The sequence below is a fragment of the Chryseobacterium sp. T20 genome (assembly GCF_047345655.1).
Lineage (GTDB): Bacteria > Bacteroidota > Bacteroidia > Flavobacteriales > Weeksellaceae > Chryseobacterium.
Genome location: NZ_JBLFDU010000010.1, coordinates 25,744 through 46,663, shown reverse-complemented (window position 1 = coordinate 46,663; position 20,920 = coordinate 25,744). Strand labels below are relative to the sequence as shown.

General features: G+C 37.7%; 14 protein-coding genes. All 14 read left to right on the top strand.

The annotated features are described in order from the left end of the window. The first annotated feature begins 31 nt into the window (after positions 1–31). The 14 genes from ACMA47_RS19385 (at position 32) to ACMA47_RS19320 (ending at position 20,879) form a co-directional block, all read left to right on the top strand. Positions 32–1,753: a phage tail sheath family protein gene (locus tag ACMA47_RS19385; RefSeq protein WP_413931094.1), complete on the top strand. Its 1,722-nt coding sequence runs from the start codon at positions 32–34 to the stop codon at positions 1,751–1,753. Between the two features lie 36 nt (positions 1,754–1,789). Then, positions 1,790–2,221, top strand: coding sequence for a phage tail protein (locus tag ACMA47_RS19380; protein WP_034699490.1), 432 nt, complete (start codon positions 1,790–1,792; stop codon positions 2,219–2,221). A gap of 24 nt (positions 2,222–2,245) precedes the next feature. Then, positions 2,246–3,619 carry a phage tail sheath family protein gene (locus ACMA47_RS19375; protein WP_413931093.1) on the top strand — a complete coding sequence of 458 codons (1,374 nt, stop codon included), beginning with the start codon at positions 2,246–2,248 and terminating at the stop codon, positions 3,617–3,619. A 34-nt stretch (positions 3,620–3,653) separates the two neighbouring features. After that, on the top strand, positions 3,654–4,085 hold the full coding sequence (locus ACMA47_RS19370) for a phage tail protein (RefSeq protein ID WP_034699490.1): 432 nt from the start codon (positions 3,654–3,656) through the stop codon (positions 4,083–4,085). Positions 4,086–4,087: 2 nt separating this feature from the next. Continuing rightward, the gene (locus ACMA47_RS19365) at positions 4,088–4,555 is read left to right on the top strand and encodes a phage tail protein (protein WP_047388278.1); all 468 of its coding nucleotides are present in this window, start codon (positions 4,088–4,090) and stop codon (positions 4,553–4,555) included. 204 nt (positions 4,556–4,759) lie between these two features. After that, a complete protein-coding gene (locus ACMA47_RS19360; RefSeq protein ID WP_413931092.1) occupies positions 4,760–4,921 on the top strand; it encodes a DUF5908 family protein in 162 nt (53 codons plus the stop codon). Then, positions 4,921–5,640: a CIS tube protein gene (locus ACMA47_RS19355; protein WP_413931091.1), complete on the top strand. Its 720-nt coding sequence runs from the start codon at positions 4,921–4,923 to the stop codon at positions 5,638–5,640. The genes ACMA47_RS19360 and ACMA47_RS19355 overlap by 1 nt, the downstream gene beginning before the upstream one ends. A 1-nt stretch (position 5,641) precedes the next feature. Then, entirely contained in the window at positions 5,642–7,387 is a 1,746-nt protein-coding gene (vgrG, locus tag ACMA47_RS19350; RefSeq protein ID WP_413931090.1) for a type VI secretion system tip protein VgrG, read from the top strand. Positions 7,388–7,392: 5 nt separating this feature from the next. After that, complete coding sequence (locus ACMA47_RS19345) at positions 7,393–7,683, top strand: PAAR domain-containing protein (RefSeq protein ID WP_034699500.1); 291 nt, start codon at positions 7,393–7,395, stop codon at positions 7,681–7,683. Positions 7,684–7,837: 154 nt separating this feature from the next. Then, a complete protein-coding gene (locus ACMA47_RS19340) occupies positions 7,838–8,248 on the top strand; it encodes a GPW/gp25 family protein (protein WP_034699502.1) in 411 nt (136 codons plus the stop codon). A gap of 89 nt (positions 8,249–8,337) precedes the next feature. Continuing rightward, positions 8,338–11,388, top strand: a complete 3,051-nt coding sequence (locus ACMA47_RS19335) for a baseplate J/gp47 family protein (protein ID WP_413931089.1) — start codon at positions 8,338–8,340, stop codon at positions 11,386–11,388. 24 nt (positions 11,389–11,412) lie between these two features. After that, positions 11,413–14,274, top strand: a complete 2,862-nt coding sequence (locus ACMA47_RS19330) for a hypothetical protein (RefSeq protein WP_413931088.1) — start codon at positions 11,413–11,415, stop codon at positions 14,272–14,274. Then, on the top strand, positions 14,264–17,266 hold the full coding sequence (locus ACMA47_RS19325; protein ID WP_413931087.1) for a PKD domain-containing protein: 3,003 nt from the start codon (positions 14,264–14,266) through the stop codon (positions 17,264–17,266). The genes ACMA47_RS19330 and ACMA47_RS19325 overlap by 11 nt, the downstream gene beginning before the upstream one ends. An 85-nt stretch (positions 17,267–17,351) precedes the next feature. After that, a complete protein-coding gene (locus ACMA47_RS19320) occupies positions 17,352–20,879 on the top strand; it encodes a hypothetical protein (protein ID WP_413931086.1) in 3,528 nt (1,175 codons plus the stop codon). Positions 20,880–20,920 lie beyond the last annotated feature (41 nt).

The window sequence follows — 20,920 nt, the reverse complement described above, 5'->3', positions numbered from 1 at the left end:
AATAATTAATATTAACGTAAAATTTTTTAAAATGAATTACAAAACCCCTGGAGTTTACGTGGAGGAACAAGGAAAATTTCCCCCTTCCGTAGCGCAAGTTGAAACGGCTATCCCTGCTTTTATTGGGTATACAGCGGATGGACCGAAAAATAAACCAACAAGAATTGCTTCGATGTTGGAGTATGAAGAAATTTTTGGAAAAGCAAACCCGGAAATTTTCGCTGTAGCTTTCAAAGATGGTGCTGCAACAGCAATTCCAACTAAGGTAAGCGACTTTAAAATGTATTATGCCATGCAGATGTATTTTGCCAATGGTGGTGGTCCTTGTTATATTGTTTCTGTAGGAGATTATAAAAGTCCAGAGGCTGTAGGTGCCCCTGCGCCAGCAGAAGCTTTTTTATCCGGTCTTGAATTACTAAAAAAAGAAGATGAGCCTACTCTGATCGTTTTCCCGGATCTTCAAAGTTTAGCTCCTTCTGCTGCTGATATTACTGCTGCTCAGGCTGTTGTTACTAAAACGGTATATGCTAAAAATGTTGCTTCTGCCGCTAAAGGTATTGCTGGCGTTGTTGCAGATGCTGTTGCAGGTGCTAATGTAGACGCTGCAGTTGCTGCTGCAGTTGCTAAGGCAGCTGAGTTTAATGTTGCTAATCCTAACGATTTACAGATTGCTGGTGCTAAGGGTGGTCAGGCTGTTGTAGCCGCAGTTAAGGTGGCTGCAGCTGTTGCTAATGCTACGGTAGCTACGGTTAAGGCTGCTGCTCAGGCTGTTGCTACTGCTCTTGAAACAGATTTTACTACAGCTTCTACTATGGAGACTGATGCTCTTGCTGCGAGCAGTCTTGTAACTTCCAGAGCAGGTAATTCTGTTGCTATCGGCAAAATCTATGCTTTGTACAATAAGGCTTTAGATCAGGCAGAATTATTAAAAGACAGATTCGTCATTATGGATATTCTTCAAGACGCTGCTGCTTTTAGAGACAAAGTAACTTCTACAGGTCTTAAATATGGTGCGGCTTATTATCCAAAACTGAAGACTGTTTTAAGCTATGATTTCAAAGATGCTGATGTTTCAGTTACCGGTGCATCTGGTATCACAACTTTAGCAGAATTGAAGATTGCTAATTCTGAAATGTATAATCAGGCTAAACAAGCAATTCAGTCTGCGTCAGTAGTACTGGCACCGTCATCAGCAATTGCCGGAGTTTATGCCAAAGTAGACAGTACTTCCGGAGTATGGAAATCACCAGCTAATCTAGGGCTTAGCCTGGTAGATGTACCGGCAGTAAAAATCTCCAACAAAGAACAGGATCTGCTTAATGTAGATGCTACCTCAGGAAAATCAATCAACGCGATCAGAACTTTTGCAGGAAAAGGAACATTAGTCTGGGGTGCAAGAACATTAGATGGAAACAGTAACGAATGGAGATATGTCTCTGTACGTAGATTTTTCAACATGGTAGAAGAGTCCGTGAAGAAAGCGACAGAACGTTTCGTCTTTGAACCGAATACAGCCAATACATGGACTCGTGTACAGGCTATGATCGAGAATTTCCTTGATCAGCAGTGGAGAGACGGTGCATTAGCCGGAAGCAAGCCAGAAGAAGCTTATTACGTAAGTATTGGTCTGCACAAAACAATGTCGGCTCAGGATATTTTAGAAGGAAGAATGAACATCGAAATCGGTATGGCTGCAGTTCGTCCTGCTGAATTTATCGTACTCAATTTTTCACACAAATTACAGGAAGCATAAAATCAATTAAATAACAATTAAAATTAAAAATAAATTATGAGTACATATCCATTAGTAAAGTTTGCCTTTGAAGTAGATTGGGGCGGAACAAAAGTAGGTTTTCAGGAAGTCAGCGGTTTAAATGTTGAAGCAGCCTTAATTGAATACAGACATGGCGCAAGTCCTGATTTCAGTAAGATTAAAATGCCTGGAATGAAAACTTTCAGTAACATCACCTTAAAAAGAGGAACTTTCAAAACTGATAACGAATATTTCGATTGGTTCCAAAGCATTCAGCTAAGTACAGTAGAACGCAGATCTATCACGATTTCCCTTTTAGATGAAACAGGAGCTCCTGCAGTAACGTGGAAAGTGAAAAATGCATTCCCGCTTAAATTACAATCAACAGATCTGAAAGCTGAAGGTAACGAGGTGGCTATCGAAACCTTAGAAATTGCCCACGAAGGATTAACTATTGAAAATAACTAATATTAACTTTAAAATTTTTAACAAATGAATTACAAAACACCTGGAGTTTACGTAGAAGAAATTGCGAAATTCCCACCCTCTGTAGCACAAGTAGAAACAGCTATCCCTGCTTTTATCGGACATACGGATAAAGGACCAAGAAATGAACCGACAAGAATCTCTTCTATGTTGGAATACGAAACCATTTTTGGAGGAGCAAAAAATGAAAAAACAGCGATCTCTATTTCAATTGAAGATACTGTGGTAACAGCAAAAGTAGACAACGCCAAACTAAGTCCTTATAAAATGCATTATGCGATGCAAATGTACTTTGCTAATGGTGGAGGTCCATGTTATGTTGTTTCAGTGGCAGATTATGATAAAACTCCTGCCTTAGGAACCGAAACACTTGTCGGCGGTTTATGGTTTGGATTAAAATCCTTAGAAAAAGAAGACGAACCAACACTTATTGTTTTCCCGGATGCTGAAGTTCTAGGAGCAGATGCTTATAAACTATACAATAAAGCTTTGGATCAGGCAGAAGACTTGAAAGACAGATTCGTGATTATGGATGTTTTTGAAGATGCTGCTGCTTTTAGAGCTGGAGTAAACGCTACAGGATTAAAATATGGAGCTGCCTATTATCCGAAATTAGAAACAGTGTTAAGCTATAGCTTTGATGATAAAGATGTTAAAATCGATAGCTATAAAGAAATCAATGCTGCAGGAGCACTTGTAGACGTTACAATGCCTCAGAATGAAAATAATTTAGCATGGTTGAAATCAAAAAGCTCAGCATTATACAATCAGGCTCAGGCAGTCATTGCATCTAAAAGAGTGGTATTGGCTCCATCATCATCAATGGCTGGAATTTATGCTAAAGTAGACAGCACTTCCGGAGTATGGAAAGCACCTGCCAACTTAGCAATCAGCAATGTATTGGCACCTGTAGCGAAAATTTCTCATGAAGAGCAAGAAGGATTGAACGTAGATGCGGTAGCAGGAAAATCAATCAACGCGATCAGAACTTTTACAGGAAAAGGAACATTAGTCTGGGGAGCAAGAACATTAGACGGAAACAGTAACGAATGGAAATATGTACCTGTACGTAGATTCTTCAACATGGTAGAAGAGTCTGTGAAGAAAGCTACAGAACGTTTCGTTTTTGAACCGAATACTGCCAATACATGGGTTCGTGTACAGGCTATGATCGAGAATTTCCTTGATCAGCAATGGAGAGATGGTGCATTAGCAGGAAGCAAGCCTGAAGAAGCTTATTATGTAAGCGTTGGTCTGCACAAAACAATGTCGGCTCAGGATATTTTAGAAGGAAGAATGAACATCGAGATCGGTATGGCTGCAGTTCGTCCTGCTGAATTTATCGTGTTACGTTTCTCACACAAATTACAGGAAGCATAAAATCAATTAAATAACAATTAAATATAAAAATATTATGAGTACATATCCATTAGTAAAGTTTGCCTTTGAAGTAGATTGGGGAGGAACAAAAGTAGGATTTCAGGAAGTAAGCGGTTTAAATGTTGAAGCAGCCTTAATTGAATACAGACATGGCGCAAGCCCTGATTTCAGTAAGATTAAGATGCCTGGAATGAAAACTTTCAGTAACATCACCTTAAAAAGAGGAACTTTCAAAACTGATAACGAATATTTCGATTGGTTCCAAAGCATTCAGCTAAGTACAGTAGAACGCAGATCTATCACGATTTCCCTTTTAGATGAAACAGGAGCTCCTGCAGTAACGTGGAAAGTGAAAAATGCATTCCCGCTTAAATTGCAATCAACAGACCTGAAAGCTGAAGGTAATGAGGTGGCTATCGAAACCTTAGAAATTGCACACGAAGGATTAACTATTGAAAATAACTAATCATGGCAGTTTTATATCCTCCAACCAGTTTCTCTTTTATTGTTAATGGGATTTCAACAACAGAGGGTATTGACTCCAGATTTCAATCTATATCTGGTTTATCAACAGAAATTGGAACTGAAGAATATGCCGAAGGAGGCGAAAACAGGTTTACACACCAACTTCCTTTGAGACCCAAATATCCTAATTTAGTTCTTAAGCGTGGGTTAATCGTAAGTTCCGGATTGATAAGCTGGTGTAGAAATGCGATGGAAAACTTCCAGTTTGAACCCAGAGACCTGATCATAACTCTTTCAGGCGGGATTCAGTCTACAGCGCCCCTAATGGTTTGGAATGTAGTGGGAGCATACCCCGTAAGATGGGAAGTATCCGAATTCAACGCAGAAGAAAGCAAACTTGCTATTGAAACAATAGAACTGAAATATAGATATTTCACAATACCCTCATCGTTAGCAAGCTTAGGCTTGTAATTTCTAAATCAAATCTAAGCACTTGAACGTGTGTTAGTTTAAAGATAAATTTTACCCAAATCTTTTTTCATAAAAAAACAACAGATTGGTCTATAACAGAGACTGAACACACCCTTCATGTGCTTGGATTTTTTTTTAAATAAACATGTTAAATCATTGGTTATTAGTGTTTTGAATATTAATGATCATTAAAAAACAAACGAAATGCCAATAGAAATAAAAGAGCTTCACATTAAAATAAATGTGGACGAAAAAGCAGCAGCAACTACAACTGCCACATCAGTAGATGAAGCACAGCTTATGCGTGCCATCAGCGAAAGTGTAGAACAGGCAGCAAAGATAGAACACCGTAAAAAAGAAAGATAATGAGAGGAGCAATTCAAAAACTGACAATCGGAACCTACGAAAACTCTGATTATGATAAAAGAATTCAGAGCGGTGCTTTTAAAGCTTTTATCAATCCGACAGGTTTTTCCATGACCTATAAAACGAAATATAATAAAGACCAGGCAGATGGTAATTCTAAACCTAATTTAGGCTATACCTCATCAGCTTCACCTGATTTACAATTAGAATTCCTATTTGATGGGACAGGAGTTACGGAAGCAAATTCCGGTATTAAACTGATCAATAAAATTAAAGGAAAATCTTTTGCGAAAACAGCTGTAACAAAACAGATTGAAGATTTTTATAAGGCGACAGGTGAGCTCGAAGGCTCTATCCATAAGCCCTATAATGTTATCCTTAACTGGGGTAGTTTTGAATTTAAAGGAGTGCTTTCTGAATTAACGTTAGAATATAAGCTATTTGACAATGAAGGCCAGCCTTTAAGAGTTATAGGAAAGGCAACGTTCAGTGAATCAACAAGTCCGAAACTTGCCGGTAAAATTGAAAATCTGCAATCTCCGGATCTTACCCACAAAAGAACAGTACAAGCCGGCGATACACTGCCCTTAATGACCGAAAGAATTTACGGAGATTCCAAATACTATCTGGAGGTAGCTAAAGTAAATAACCTTGTCAATTTCAGACAGCTAAAACCAGGGCAGGAATTATTCTTTCCGCCATTAGAAAAAGTTTCATAACATGAATAATAGCGGATACATACAAACAGCAAAAAATCCAGATTTAGTTACCTATAAGGTGATGTCTGGAGGCACAGAACTGCCGGGGAAGTACGGAGTGAAAAACATTATCGTGGAAAAAGAATTCAACAGAATTCCTTATGCCCGCATTGTTATTTTAGACGGAAGTGTACCGGAGCAGGATTTCAAGCTCAGTAATGAAGATCTGTTAATTCCCGGAAAAGAAATTGAGATCACCGCTGGATACCATTCTGAAGAGGAAACCATTTTTAAAGGAGTTGTCGTAAAGCACAATATCCAAATCAGAAACGGTTCTTCTTATCTGATTGTAGAATGCAGAGATAAGGCTGTAAAAATGACCTTAGGAAGAAAAAGCAAATATTTCTACGAAAGCACAGACAGTGATGTTATTGAAGAATTGGTTGGTAATAATGGGCTTACTGCTGATGTTGAAACGACTTCGAATTCGCATAAGGAATTGGTTCAATACCAGGCTTCTGATTGGGATTTTATGCTCACCAGGGCACAGGCCAATGGTAAACTTTGTTCGGTGGAAGATGGAACCATCAAAATCGCTAGACCTGATTTTAGTGGTGAAGCGGTAGAAACAGTGGTTTACGGGTCATCTGTACATGAATTTGATGGAGAAATTGACGCCAGAGACCAGTTCAACAAGATTACAGCCAAAACATGGAGCTATACCGATCAGGAACTGACTGAAGTGGAAGCTCAGGATCCTGCCATCAACCTCAACGGAAACCTTTCATCAGGTGATTTAGCAGATGTTTTCGGAATCGAAGACCTGCAGCTTAAACATGGTGGAAATCTTACCCAAGGGGAACTACAGGAATGGGGCGATGCTAAAGCAACTTTCCAGCAATTAGCCAAAACAAGAGGAAGAGTAAAGTTCCAGGGAATTCCATCTGTAAAACCGGGAGTTACGTTGACCCTGCAAGGAGTTGGAAACCGATTCAACGGGAAAATATACATAACCGGTGTCCGTCATGAAATAGCTGAAGGAAATTGGCTGGTAGACGCTCAGTTCGGACTTTCTCCAACATGGTTCTCAGAAACCTATGATGTAAGTGAAATGCCGGGTTCAGGAATTATTCCTGCCATAAGCGGATTGCATGTAGGAGTAGTGTCACAATTGGAATCAGATCCGGACGGAGAAGATAGAATTTTAGTACAGATTCCTATCATCAATAACGAGGAAGAAGGGATTTGGGCAAGAATAGCCACCCTTGATGCCGGAGAAAACAGAGGATCATTCTTCAGACCGGAAATCGGAGACGAAGTCATTATCGGATTTATTAATGATGATCCCAATGATGCCGTGGTACTTGGAATGCTGAACAGCAGTGCAAAACCGGCTCCCATTGTAGCTTCTGATGATAACCATGAAAAAGGATTTGTGACCCGAAGCGAAATGAAAATGATCTTTAACGATGACAAAATTTCTTATACGCTTGAAACCCCAAAAGGTAAAAAAGTGATCGTAGATGAAGATGCAGATGTTATTAAAATCGAAGACGAACATTCTAATATTCTTACTCTTAACAAAGAGGGTATTAGTATGGAAAGCGGGAAAGACATCAAGATCAAAGCAAAGGGTGATATCAGTATGGAAGGGAAGAACATCAATGTAAAAGCAAGCGCTCAGTTCAAAGCAGAAGGAAGTTCTGGTTCGGAACTTAAATCAGGAGCAGTAACCGTAGTAAAAGGATCTCAAGTTAAAATTAATTAATAATCATGAAACCGGCAGCAAGAATTACAGATATGCATACCTGTCCTATGGTAACGGGAACAGTTCCCCATGTAGGAGGTCCTATCATTCCGGCAGGAGAACCCACGGTACTTATTGGCGGAATGCCTGCAGCAAGACAAGGAGACAAAGCAGTGTGTACAGGGCCACCGGACACCATTGCGTCAGGATCTTCAAGTGTTTTGATAGGCGGGAAACCTGCCGCTAGAATGGGAGATTCTACCGCTCATGGAGGAGTAATAACCGCAGGTGATGCTACTGTTTTAATAGGCGGATAATAGGGAAGGCAGCTTTGAATACCATCATAAGCTCCCATATCCATAGAATCTGACTCAACATAAAAATGTAAAACATCAATAATAAAACGGTTAGAATAACCAAAAACTCTATGCACAGATGCAAGATGTGAACATTCAATATAACAAATAACGTATGAAAATAAATACAGATTTTTTAGGAACAGGCTGGAGTTTTCCGCCTGAGTTTAACGAGACTGAAGGAAAACTGGTCATGACCACAGATGTAGAAGACATCAATAACAGCCTTAAGATTTTATTGTCAACACGCCCTGGTGAACGTGTCATGTTCCCAAACTACGGGTGTGACTTGCAGGAAATGCTCTTTAAACCTCTGGACTTAACACTGATTACCCAAATGAAAGGAATCGTGGAGCGTGCTATTTTATATCATGAGCCCAGAATCAATATTCTAAGTATTGAAATTGATACTCAGGAAGAGCTTCAGGGGGAAGTTTTAATACAAGTTGACTACGAAGTAAGAAATACTAATACAAGAAGCAATATGGTTTTCCCTTTTTACAAAGGAGAAGCTACCGAAATATAATGAATTACGGGATGTCTGTAGCCATTTTGAATACTACCAAACACTACAATAAGTATTGCATCTGACCATAGAAAGATAAATATAAACAAATGAAAAAAACAGATACATTTTCACATTATCGTGAAGGAAAATCACAAATGCAGCGCTTTTTAGCAGAACTAGATCCTGGGAATCTTGAGTTACACGATTTCGATTTGTTTGACTGGCTATTATTCGCAAACAATTTTGCTCAACGTGTAAACTATTTTGACAAAGATGATAATACAAAACCAAAAGGAAAGTGGGGAAACTTCTTCCTGGGTGATGATGCCGACGCTATCCCACGTAGAGAAAGCGTTGAGTATAAAAGTATGAAAAAACAGGTTACAGATCTTATGTCCCAGTTTGAACAGGATAGCAGCCTGACGCCTCACCTGACATTATTTGTTTGCTTTTTAAAATTATTGGATTTCTCAAAAAAAGCCTTCAATAATCTGACGAAAAGGCACTTGGATTTCTATTATAACGAAATTCTTCAAATTGAGAAAAATGATGCCAAATCAGACAAAGTCTATGTGATTTTTGAACTCGCCAAAAAAGCGATTCAGGAAAAAATTCCAGCCGGTACATTGCTGGATGGGAATAAAGATGCTAATGGCAAAAAACGAATCTACAAAACAGGTGATGAACTTGTAGCCAATCAGGCAAAAGTAGTTGAGATTAAAAGTTTCTTAAATGACGTTGAAAACAGAGAACTGAAAATGGCTCCCGTAGCCAACTCTGCTGACGGATTGGGTGATAAATTGCCGGAAAACAACAACTATTGGTGGCCGTTTGGATATAATTCTGATGAAACCGTTTCCAATAAATCGATTTATAAGGAACTTCCGAAAGCCAAACTGGGTTTTTCCATAGCATCCTCATTACTTGATTTAAAAGAAGGAGAACGTACCATTACTCTTAAGATCGATTTTAATAAGAACTCAACCCAGAAATTACAGAGCCTCTCAAAAACAGAGATTAAAAATAATATCAAAGTGCTTTGCAGCGGGGAAGAAGAATGGTTATCAGGTGCTGACTTAACATGTATTAAAAACGAAGAAGAAAGATTAGAACTTTCTATTACATTACAAAAAGAGTTCCCGGCTGTTGTAAAATATAATAAAGAAGTGCTGGCAGAAACATTTCAAACCAGCTTTCCTGTGGTAAGATTGATGATTGAAGGAGAAAAATACTATGATCTGTATGAAGCTCTCTCAGAAAAATCAATAAAGAATATAGAAATAGCGGTTGATGTAAAAGGAGTAAAATCTATTCAGCTAGAAAATGACAACGGGGCATTAAATTCAGAAAAGCCTTATTATCCTTTCACCGCACAACCTGTTAAAGGATCTAATTTCTATATCAAATGTCCTGAACTGTTTTCCAAAAAATGGCAGAATGCAGACATTACGATCAATTGGAAAAATGCTCCGGATTCTATAAAAGATTTATACAGTGGTTATGTTATTCAACCCAATCAAAATATAAGTTTAACCGATTTTGAGGCCTTAAAAAGCTCATCAATCGTAGGCTCTGATGGTTATTTCAAGGCAGATGTTGCTTTGCTGGATAAGGAAATCTGGTATGAAAAGGCTAATGATATTGATGTATTCACGAAAGTAAAAGACGCTTATAAAATCCAGTTTTCCGTAAATAATGCAAGTAATAAAGCAGGAACAAGTGAGACGATCAGAGTAACACTGAACCAGTCGTCATTACAGGATGTATATCCTAAACTGTATACATTGGCATTATCAAGTAATCCGACCTTTAAAAAACTTATTCCCAACGAACCATACATTCCTTTTGCTGAAGATATAGAGCTGAATTACAGCGCGAAAGAAAATGTGTATTCGTACCTGGAAAAAGAATCTGCCGGGGAAGCTTCAAAAAATAAAGAAGTACAGCTGTATCACGAAGACGTGTTCGGTCAATACGAAAAAGAAGTCGAAACCAACAGCATTGTACCGGTACACCAAAATGGAGGTGAATTGTACATCGGTCTGGAAGCAATGCCTCAGACTACCGTGTCGCTATTAATTCAAATGCTGGAAGGAAGTGAAAATCCTTTAGTGGATACTTTCCTGGAAAAAGAATTTATAGAATGGAATATCCTTTCAAACAATACATGGACAAGTTTGTCGGATTATATGCTGCAAAACGAGACCAGAAAGTTCCTGGAATCAGGGATTGTCAAGTTTAAAGTACCTAAAGATATTGATAAAAGCCATACAAGATTTACTGACGGATTAGTCTGGATCAGAGCCAGATCACAAAGAAGTTATGATGCCGTATGCAAAATCCAGGGAATCTATACTCAGGCTGTTTTAGCAACCTTCCAGAATCAGGATAATGACCTTTCTCATCTCAATAACGGACTGGAAGCGAAAACCATTACTAAGCTTATCACCAGAGTTCCTCAGGTAAAATCTGTCAGCCAGCCTTATAACTCGTTTGATGGTAAATACAAAGAAACAGATACGGAGTTTTACAGACGTGTCAGTGAACGATTAAGACATAAGCACAGAGCCATTACCCAATGGGATTACGAACATTTGGTATTACAGGAATTCCCAGAAGTCTTTAAAGTAAAATGTTTAAATCATACTTCCGAAGATTCATATATGGCACCAGGCCATGTAACCCTGATGGTGGTTCCGAATATTAAAAATAAAAATGCTTTTGATGTCTATCAGCCGAGAGTAAGCCGTGCTTCATTGAATAAAATTCAAAATTATGTAAATGAATTAAATACAATGCACGTGAAAGCTCAGGTCATTAATCCCAATTATAAAGAAGCAAAAGTAGAAACAAAGGTCAGGTTCTTTGAGCAGTATGATGAAACATTTTACATCAAACAGCTGGACGAAGATATTAAAAAATATATATCGCCATGGGCTTTTACAGACTCTGAAAATATTGATTTTAATGTAGAACTGAATATTAATCAGTTGGTTAATTATCTGGAGCAGTTGTATTATGTGGATTACATTGATGAGATTAAAATATTTGTGAATAATGTCCTGCAAAGACAATCTTTAATTGAAGTAGATCCAAAATCAATTCTGGTATCTGCCAAGCAGCACAATGTCACTATTACAGAACAGGTATGTATTTAATAATAAACAAGAAGAAACATAATCATGTCAGAAAATAAACATATTAGTATATCAAAAAATATAGAAACCGGGGATCAGACAGATTTTCATTTTCTACGCAAAACAGGAATTGAATACATAGAAAAGTTAGGAGGAAAACTCTGGACCGATTATAACTCTCATGATCCTGGTATCACCACTCTGGAAGTTTTAAGCTATGCCATAACGGATCTTGGGATGAGGATGAACCTGAACATGGAAGATATCCTGGCATCTGATGATGCCAATAAAGACATTCATACCCAGTTTTTAAAGGCTGCAGAAATTTTACCTTCAAGACCTTTAAACGAACTGGACTACAGAAAGTTGTTTATCGATATCAACACAGCTGGAAGTCTTAAAAGACCGATCCGTAACTGTTGGCTGGTTCCTAAAAATGAAAAATTATATGTCGACTGTAAAACCGGGGATTTAGACTTTAAACCCATCGGAGAAAAAACAAAAAGTTTTAACGTAAAAGGATTGTATGACCTTTATGTAGATTATGCCGAAGATATTGATGTGGATGGTATCGGATGCGAAAAATCTAATGTCAATATCAAAATATTAGACAGTTACCATGCTAATAGAGGACTTTGTGAAGACCTGGCAGAAATTAAAGAAGTTGAAATCCAGAAAGTTGCGGTATGTGCCCGTATCGGACTTGTCAGCAAAGCAGATGAAGAGCTGGTGCATGCTAAAGTCATCAGAACAATCAATAATTATCTGTCTCCGGAGGTTCATTTTTATTCACTGAAACAGATGCTGGACAAAGGTCTGACTACAGATCAGATTTTTGAAGGTCCGCTTCTTGAGAATGGCTTTATCGATACGGAAGAGCTTAAAAACAGCCAGTTAAGAACAGAAGTTCGTCTTTCCGATATCATCAGTGAAATCATGAAAATTGATGGGGTTAAAGAAATTCATGATGTGTCTATTGCAGGTTGCGACAGTGTGATCAAACAAAATAATGATTGGCTGATCTGCATTGAAAAAGGCAGAAAACCGGAACTGTGCGAGCTGAGTTCATTCAGTTACAGTAAAGGCTCTCTTCCGTTAAATATCAATGATAAAAAAGTTCAGGATTACTTAGAAACTCTTAAAAAAGAAGAGGAAGTACTGAGAGAAGATGCAAGACAGAATAAAGAATTGGTATTGCCACAAGGAACTTCATATGATATCGCCAACTATGCTACTATTCTGAATGAATTTCCGGATACCTATGGAGTAGGAGAATCTGGAATCATTGGAAATCCATCCCCGGAGAGAGAAGCACTGGCCAAACAAATGAAAGGGTATTTGTTATTTTTTGATCAGATCCTTGCCGGCTATTTCAAACATCTTGAAAAAGTAAAAGAAGTATTAAGCATTAATGGTAAGTTAAAAAGAACCTTTTTTACACAGGCTCTTAAGAATATTAAAGGCTTTGATGAACTGGTTTCTGAATATGATACTGAAAATGATGATCAACTTACAGATTCGTTATATGAAGAGCTGGATAACAGCGTGGAACGCCGAAACGAGGTTTTGGATCATCTGATCTCCCGTTTTGCTGAAACATTCAGCGACTATACCTTCTTAATGAAATCATTGTATGGGAAATCCACCGATGAAATTGTCTTGAACAACAAAGAAAAGTTCTTGAAAGAATATTCATCATTAAGTAAGGACAGAGGGTTGGGATATAATTATACCTTAATTGGAGATTCAGATCTTTGGAATACCAGTAATATTTCCGGTGTTCAGAAAAGAATCGCCCGCCTGCTGGGAATTAAAGATTATACCCAGAGAAACTTATCTCAAACGCCGGTATCCATCATTGAAACAACCGATAATACCGGTAAAAATACATATACCTGGAAAATAAAAGATGCCGGCAGCAATATCATCTTATCGTCTGTAAACAGCTATACGACTGAGCATATTGCTATAAAAAACCTGAATGATGCCATTTATCAAACCATTCAGATTGATGAGGAAGATCTTCAGAATGCATTAGACACCTTAGATGAGAAACACCCTGAAGTTACATTAGAAAAATTAAAAGCATGTGAACATGGGTACTGTTTCATTGGAAATATAAAAATCCGTGTTTCATTGGGCGGTAATTATTATTTGGAAATTGTAGATGATACCGATAAGCAAAATGTAATTGCTGTTCATAAAAAAACCAACCCTTATTCAGATTTGAAAGAATTGAAAGACGGAATTAAGGCAACGGTGAAGTATTTCAAGTATGAATTTACAGAAGAGGGTATTTTCCTTGTTGAGCATTTATTATTAAAGCCAACCACTAAAGATTATAAACTCATGGGAGGGATTGGCTGTATGTCTATCGGAGGTACTTTCAGAATCATGTATGACCTGGAGGATGAAAATCCTACAACAGATCCGATAGAATATTCGGAAGCCTTTATGTCTTCTTGTGAAGGTTGTGAAACAGATGTGGAGGTGTTTGATCCTTATTCTTACAGGGTAAGTGTTGTCCTTCCGGGGTTTGCTTACCGCTTCCAGGATCCGGATTTCAGACGTTATGCGGAAACCGTGATCAGACAGGAAATTCCTGCTCATGTTTTGGCAAAAATCTGCTGGGTGGGAGACCGTTTGAGTGAAAAACAAACCGCTCAGAACGATTTGGCAGAATTTGAAGTAGCATTTAAAAAATACCTCTCAGATAAATCGAGAAATAATATTACGAATCTTGGAAACAGCATTACGGATTTACTGACTGCTCTCAGCCATTTAAATAATATTTATCGACCAGGAAGGCTTTTAGACTGCGATGCTAATGATAACGACACTCTGGACGGAAAAATCATATTAGGACAATCGAACTTATCAAAAAAAATGAAAAATAATGAACACTAAATTAGACAATGTAACAACCCAATATAGAAAGTTCAACGACAATCAGGCGTTAACAGAAGGGCAATTAAACGAATTTATAGACTATTTCGAAGATCAGGACAGATTATCAAGAACCCGTCTGAGTGGCGTAGGAGTGGTGTGCGGTTTTAAATCGGAATACGTAGAGCTTGAAATCTCACCTACTTTAACAGAAAAAATGTCCAGACCCGGAGATATAGATATTGAGATTCCTCTTGATACTATTATGATTACACAGGGAGCCGGGGTTACTACTGATGGAGACTTGATAACACTGCGTCAGGCAGCAAGCAAAAAATCAGAGGCTGTTATAGACTTCGGTGCTAAAAATTACAGATACTATAGAAATTATGTTGATGTTCTGGGATATGAGCATTTTCGTATCGGAGGACAGCAAATTCCTCTTTTAGAATTGTTTACAACACAAGAGTATACACAGTTAGTGAACGAAGGAGCTAATGCTGCAGATTTTAAACAGGTAAGAGAGATCTATAATTCATTAAATGATAAAATTGTAATTCTGTATCTGGAAAGTTATTCTAATGATGAAACCCCATGTCAGGATGCAGATTGTGACAATAACGGAGCAGAGCAGGTTGCTAATCTTAAAGTGCTTCTGGCAGATTCAGCATCTGTTTCAGAGCTTATCACGAAAGGGGATGCAAAAGATGCGATCTATAAACAGCACAATACCTATGAAAAGCTTTTTGACAGTTTACCTCATATAGAGGCGAAAAGAGTTATTCTGGATGCTCTTGTAAAAACAGCGCCGCAACTAAAAACAAAATTTCACGGTGCCATCAGTACTGTTGCAGAATTAAGTGATGGCTTTACCTCTATTGCAGGAGCTTTTAATGTAAATATGAATCTGGGTGGGCAGACGCTTTTTGATAAACTGAATCCTTTGCTGACAAGCACTTCTCCAGGCTTAGAAGATTATCAATACCGATATGATTTATTAAAGGATCTGATTGATACCTACAATGAAATAAAAGGGCTGATCCTTCATCTGAATGCCGAATGCTGTCCGGATATTGCTTCATTCCCTAAACACCTTATGTTAGGACCAGTTGGAGCAAAGCAGGAATTAGGAAAATATATCCCTTTACGTCACAGTTTTTATAATTCACCCATTACTACCAATGATGACGAGAATTATGAAAGAGTTGTAATGCTTGCCAATCGTTTTGTACAGAAAGTAAATGGATTTCAAACCTATATCGGACGAATTAAAATTACACCTTCAAATATGAATGTAAGATTGGGTAATAAGGCCATACCGTATTACTATAATGTAGACAAATCCTTATTAGCCCAATGGAACTTTGAAAAAACAAAAACCGATAGGGAAGCTTACAACTTAAGCTATCATACAGCCAATTTAGCAGGAGAAGATTTTATTCAGAATCCACTGAATTATAACATTGACAATAATGATTTTTATAGAATTGAAGGTCACCTGGGAATGCCTTATAAAACGGCATTGCAAAACATCAATGATCTTAAAACACAATACGGATTAGCTTTTGATGTCATTGCACTGGTTTTGGAAAAAGGAGGAAAACCTGGTAGCGAGCCACCAATCCGGGAAAAAACAGTCTCTATTGATGAGCTCAGAAAGCAGTTGATATCCATTTCCAGTGATGTCAGCAACAGAACACTTAATTCACAGAATACTTTACTGAACATTTCTAAACTGGATGAACAGCTGAGATTGCTGAACCAGGCTGAATTCTCAAAAGAAGGATCTTCAGATGGCGTTACAGTAGTAAAGCAGGATCCTAAAAAAGACGATGTTGTAAGTGAGCTTTTAAGCGAATTCTTAGAAAGGAAATCAGGTCTGGAACATAAGGCGGGAGTAGAACCGGGCGGAACTTTCGCATTGATTTATTATTCAGAAGAGGAAAATCAGGTTCTTGCGGATTTTTCACTGCCTTATCTGTGTTGTTCTAAAAAGGATCCTGCATTCCTGTCGTTACCGGCAAACAAACTATGTCAGAAAGATGCTCCGGTGTTGATGACCATTGTTCCGTTAGACGGACAAGTAAAAGCATTTGTGAATGGTGCTCCGATTCCTGCAGTTACACAATCCGGAGGTCAAAGCTTCTTTGATCCTGGTCTGGTTAACGCAACTTATTTTGGACAAACGATTACGTTTACCGTTAATGATGATCCTGTTGAAGCACAAATGGTAGTGTACGCACAGCCAAACGTATCTGTTACTACAGGTACTGTGAGCTATGATGCTCCTACGATGGACGAAAATGCAAACAATCCGGATGCTACGGTTGAATTTAATGTTACCGGAGACTTTACAGGGGTTACATTTACCTGGAATTTTGATGATGGTACTCCAATTGTACATAATGAGGCACCAACTAATAAAAAAGTTCATGTGTACAAACTTGTTGCAGGACAGGAAAAAACTTTCAATCCAACACTTACAGTAACCAATGCTAACGGCTGTAGTACGGTCTATAAATTAGCTCCGCTAAAATTAAAAGGTCAATCCACTATTGCATGTTTAAGTGGGATGAGAGTGGTTATTCAGTATAGAGATGATGTAGACCAAGGTCACGTTTGTAATGATGCTACCTTCAACTTAAAAGGAAATGATATTGTAATAGGAGGGGTCAATCCATACCCTGGCTTTATTGGAAATATCCATTTAAGTAATACAGGAGGTAATCAGGATAGAGGTAACCATAAACCAGGTACTCCTGCATTGAGCAGATATAATGAAATTATCATTACTCAGGCTGAAGCCAAGCAAATGGCATCACAATCATCAGATGGTTTTGTAGAGTTTTCACTGGAATGTGCTTTACCAGTTAATAACAGACCACCTACTGGTTGCCACCAGGATGTTGCTTATACGGAAATTTACTTAGCAAACGCTACAGTTCCTATTTATAAAGGATATCCAAACGGGAATTTCCTAAAAATAAACCCTTGTACAGGAGTGACAAAATAATAGGCAGATAATAACTTCATAGGCAGTATCAATTGTCTATGAAGTTTATTAAAAGACCTTAATAAATCATTAAAAATGAACAATAATGAAGAATCAATTAAGTAATATAGCAGTCCAATACCGTAAATTCAGTAAAGGGCAGTATATAGAAGATCCTGATCAGTTCAATGAGTTCCTGGATTTTTTCGAAGATCAGGACCGTTTGTCCAGAGTATTGCTGCAGGGAGTGGGTATTGTATGCGGTCTCAAACCAAACCTTATTTATAAAAACAGGCTGCTCAGCAGTATACAGCTTTCTCAGGGAGTAGCACTTACCACCGATGGAGATTTATTAACCCTGAACAATACGAGTAAGAAGAGTGAAGATCTGTACATGAGTGATCTGAAGACGGTTGATCTGGCAAATAAAGACTTCACCCATTTTAAAGCATATGATAATTTTAAAATAAAATACCCGTCATTTTACGAGGGAAGCGAGCAGATTGAATTATGGGAATTGGCAACAGCTCAGGAAGCAATATCAGATTTTCAACCTATTAATAGTCTTACAAATCTAGAAGACAAATACCTGCTGCTGTATTTGGAAGACTATGAAAAAGAAATTAAACCTTGTAGAGGAGTTGATTGTGATAACCATGGAATACAACAAATCAGAAACCTTAAAGTATTAGTTACTACTGCAAGTGGGATCAATCATATTCTTGGAGAAGATGGTTTTACGCTACCTGACCCTATAACAGGTGAGGTTCAACTGAAAAGAAAAGATCGTCTTCAGCCTCATCCTTTGTTTATCGAAGATATCATGGAGCCGGTGAAACAAAACCGGGTTATTTTAGAACAGTTTGTTTCAGAAAAAAAGTTGAGCGCTTCTGATTTAAAAAATATATATATCAAAGCTCTGGATAAAACGAATTTTGGGAAGATGGTTTTTGATAGAATGGATGCAATCGGTAAAATAGTAGGAATTTCAACCGCCAACCATGATACATTTAAAGCATCATTTACCAGAATTTTTAATCAGGACTCAGGTTTTCAGTACGCTTACGATGTTGTAAAAGACTTAATGGATACCTATTCTGAAATTATAGAATTGCTTCCTAAAGCATTCACCAAATGTCTTCCGGATTTTGTTTCTTTTCCTAAACACATCATGCTTGGGAAATTACTATCAGATATCCAATTGGATTTCTCAAGACATAGGTTTTATAATTCGCCTGCTTTGGATGATGATAAAGCAACCCAAAAAGTTAAAACCCTGATTAGTCGCTTTAATCAGCAAGTGGGATATTTTAACCCTGATAATATTGTTAAAAATAAAGAAAAAGTTAAAATTACTCCATCACAAAAATTAAATCCTCTGAGTAATAAAGCAATTCCTTTTTATTACACGGTTACAGAAGATTTCTTAAAAGCGTGGAATTTTGATAAAACAAGCAATAGGTCATCTAACAGCAATCTAACATTTGATACGGATTGGGTGTTAATAGGAAAATCCGAACAGGAAAGTCCTTTACATCTCAACATAGATAACTATCCATTTTATAATATAGAAGGTCATCAGGGAATGGATTATCAGCTTGCTTTTGAACAGATAAAAGAAATCAAGGATAAGCTGCAGCTGGGATTTGATATTATGCTCTTGTCTTTAGAAGAATTAAAAGGAAATAAAGATCTGTCAAAAGCCTATTTCAATGAATATGTAGAAAAGAACTCGGGATTGGAACATAAGCGGGGAGTAAAAAGTGGAGGTACTTTTATCCTGGTTTATGATTCCATAAAAAATCCAAAAGTTATTGCAGACTTTTCACTTCCATACATCTGCTGTACTCCAAAAGCGATTGTCAAATTAAGTTTGCCAACTTCTGTTATCTGTGCTGAATCCAATCCTGTACCTTTTACAATATCCCCTATGAATGGAGTTGTAAAAGCAAATATCAGTAATGGTGTGAAATTTATCAATGGACAATATGTCTTTGATCCGAAGGCTGTGGAAGAACAGTTCTATGGTCAGGAAATTACCTTTACTGTCAATGGAAAACCTACTGATTGCAGCATTAAAGTGATTTCGGAACCGGATATCAAAGTAGAAGTCGTTCAACCTGTCATTTATCCTGGAGGAGATTCAACAGCAACGATAGTAAACTTTAAAGTTTCCGGAGCAAACTTTGCCACCTATGCGTATAGCTGGGATTTCCTGGGGACTGATGTTTGGACTCCTGTCAATCCGGATGAAAATGGATATCTGAGTTATAAGTATTACAATCTGGATCCTTCAAGGATTCCAACTGTAAGAGTGAAGGTGATTGGTAATGGCTGTACCCAGGAGGTAGCTGTAAATTTACCATTGACCAAAGAGTGTCCTGTGGTTTCAAATATTAAATATTCCGTTGTTGATAATGGTGATGGTACCCAGACATTCACATTTGATTGGGATTTACCTAAAGACCTCACTGGAGTAACAGGCCTGAATATTTATGATTCAAATGATCCTGCAAATGGCTGGCATTATGAATCCGGATCATATAGTCCGCGAAGATCAATCAAATTGCCTTTAGGTAAATACGATATCAGATTCGGATTGGTGGGTTCATGTAGAGAAGCAGGAAATACTGTGGATCTTCCGGGGTTTGATGATATTGGAATTGAAAAAGATCAGAATAATCACCCACCTACTGCGTTGATCAGATGGAAGGATAATTCAGGAATTGAGGACAGACTATGCAGGCAGTCGGTTTGTAGTTTTACCATTGACGTTTACGCTACGGATCAGGATGAAGATATTGCAACTATTCAGATTTTTAAAAGTACTGATAATGGAGCTACATGGAGTTTGTTTATTGGTAATCTTACGGGAACTTCATTTACTGATACCATAAACAGAGCTGGTACACAGTTATATAAAGCAATTGTTACAGATAGAAAAAACAATGCAACAACTTCAAATATTCTGTCTTATAAAAAAGAAAATAACCCACCTGTTGTATCAATCAAATGGACTGATACAGGCGGAATTGAAGACAGGGTATGTACACAGTCTGCTTGTAGTTACACAGTTGGTGTCTATGCAAGCGACCCTGACGGTGATATTACCAATGTTCAGATTCATAAAAGTACTAATAACGGGGCTACATGGAATGTGTTTATTAGCAATCTTACGGGGACTACATTTACAGATTCTATAAACGGAGTGGGTATAAATCTATATAAAGCGGTTGTAGTAGATGGAGAAAATAATACCGTGACTTCAAACATTCTTTCCTATAAAAATGAATATCGTCCAACGGTTGTCATCAATAGCATTAGCTTTCCTAATAAAAATTGCTGTACTGTTGAGCTGCGCACTATTTTAGCTGGTGCCGGTGGTAGTCAGAACATTCTTTTATCTAATTTACGTTTTAGGCAATTGGGATTAAAAGGATGGGGAAGTGGAGCAGATGTACTTCTGTATTTCTGGAGCAAATTAGAAGGTCCGGATGTAATCCTTGAGAATGTTAACGAACCGACTCTTATCATCAAAGATTTACAGGTTGGGAAATATAAATTCCAGCTTTTGGTCAGGGATGCTAATAGTGATGCATTTGAAATTGATGTAGCAGAGATAAGAGTGGATTAAGGAACATATTCTTTGTGCTATATCTGATATAAAGGGGTGTT

Coding starts and splice junctions, on each gene's coding strand:
- ACMA47_RS19385 (WP_413931094.1), top strand. CDS start 32: ATGAATTACAAAACCCCTGGAGTTTACGTGGAGGAACAAGGAAAATTT.
- ACMA47_RS19380 (WP_034699490.1), top strand. CDS start 1,790: ATGAGTACATATCCATTAGTAAAGTTTGCCTTTGAAGTAGATTGGGGC.
- ACMA47_RS19375 (WP_413931093.1), top strand. CDS start 2,246: ATGAATTACAAAACACCTGGAGTTTACGTAGAAGAAATTGCGAAATTC.
- ACMA47_RS19370 (WP_034699490.1), top strand. CDS start 3,654: ATGAGTACATATCCATTAGTAAAGTTTGCCTTTGAAGTAGATTGGGGA.
- ACMA47_RS19365 (WP_047388278.1), top strand. CDS start 4,088: ATGGCAGTTTTATATCCTCCAACCAGTTTCTCTTTTATTGTTAATGGG.
- ACMA47_RS19360 (WP_413931092.1), top strand. CDS start 4,760: ATGCCAATAGAAATAAAAGAGCTTCACATTAAAATAAATGTGGACGAA.
- ACMA47_RS19355 (WP_413931091.1), top strand. CDS start 4,921: ATGAGAGGAGCAATTCAAAAACTGACAATCGGAACCTACGAAAACTCT.
- vgrG (WP_413931090.1), top strand. CDS start 5,642: ATGAATAATAGCGGATACATACAAACAGCAAAAAATCCAGATTTAGTT.
- ACMA47_RS19345 (WP_034699500.1), top strand. CDS start 7,393: ATGAAACCGGCAGCAAGAATTACAGATATGCATACCTGTCCTATGGTA.
- ACMA47_RS19340 (WP_034699502.1), top strand. CDS start 7,838: ATGAAAATAAATACAGATTTTTTAGGAACAGGCTGGAGTTTTCCGCCT.
- ACMA47_RS19335 (WP_413931089.1), top strand. CDS start 8,338: ATGAAAAAAACAGATACATTTTCACATTATCGTGAAGGAAAATCACAA.
- ACMA47_RS19330 (WP_413931088.1), top strand. CDS start 11,413: ATGTCAGAAAATAAACATATTAGTATATCAAAAAATATAGAAACCGGG.
- ACMA47_RS19325 (WP_413931087.1), top strand. CDS start 14,264: ATGAACACTAAATTAGACAATGTAACAACCCAATATAGAAAGTTCAAC.
- ACMA47_RS19320 (WP_413931086.1), top strand. CDS start 17,352: ATGAAGAATCAATTAAGTAATATAGCAGTCCAATACCGTAAATTCAGT.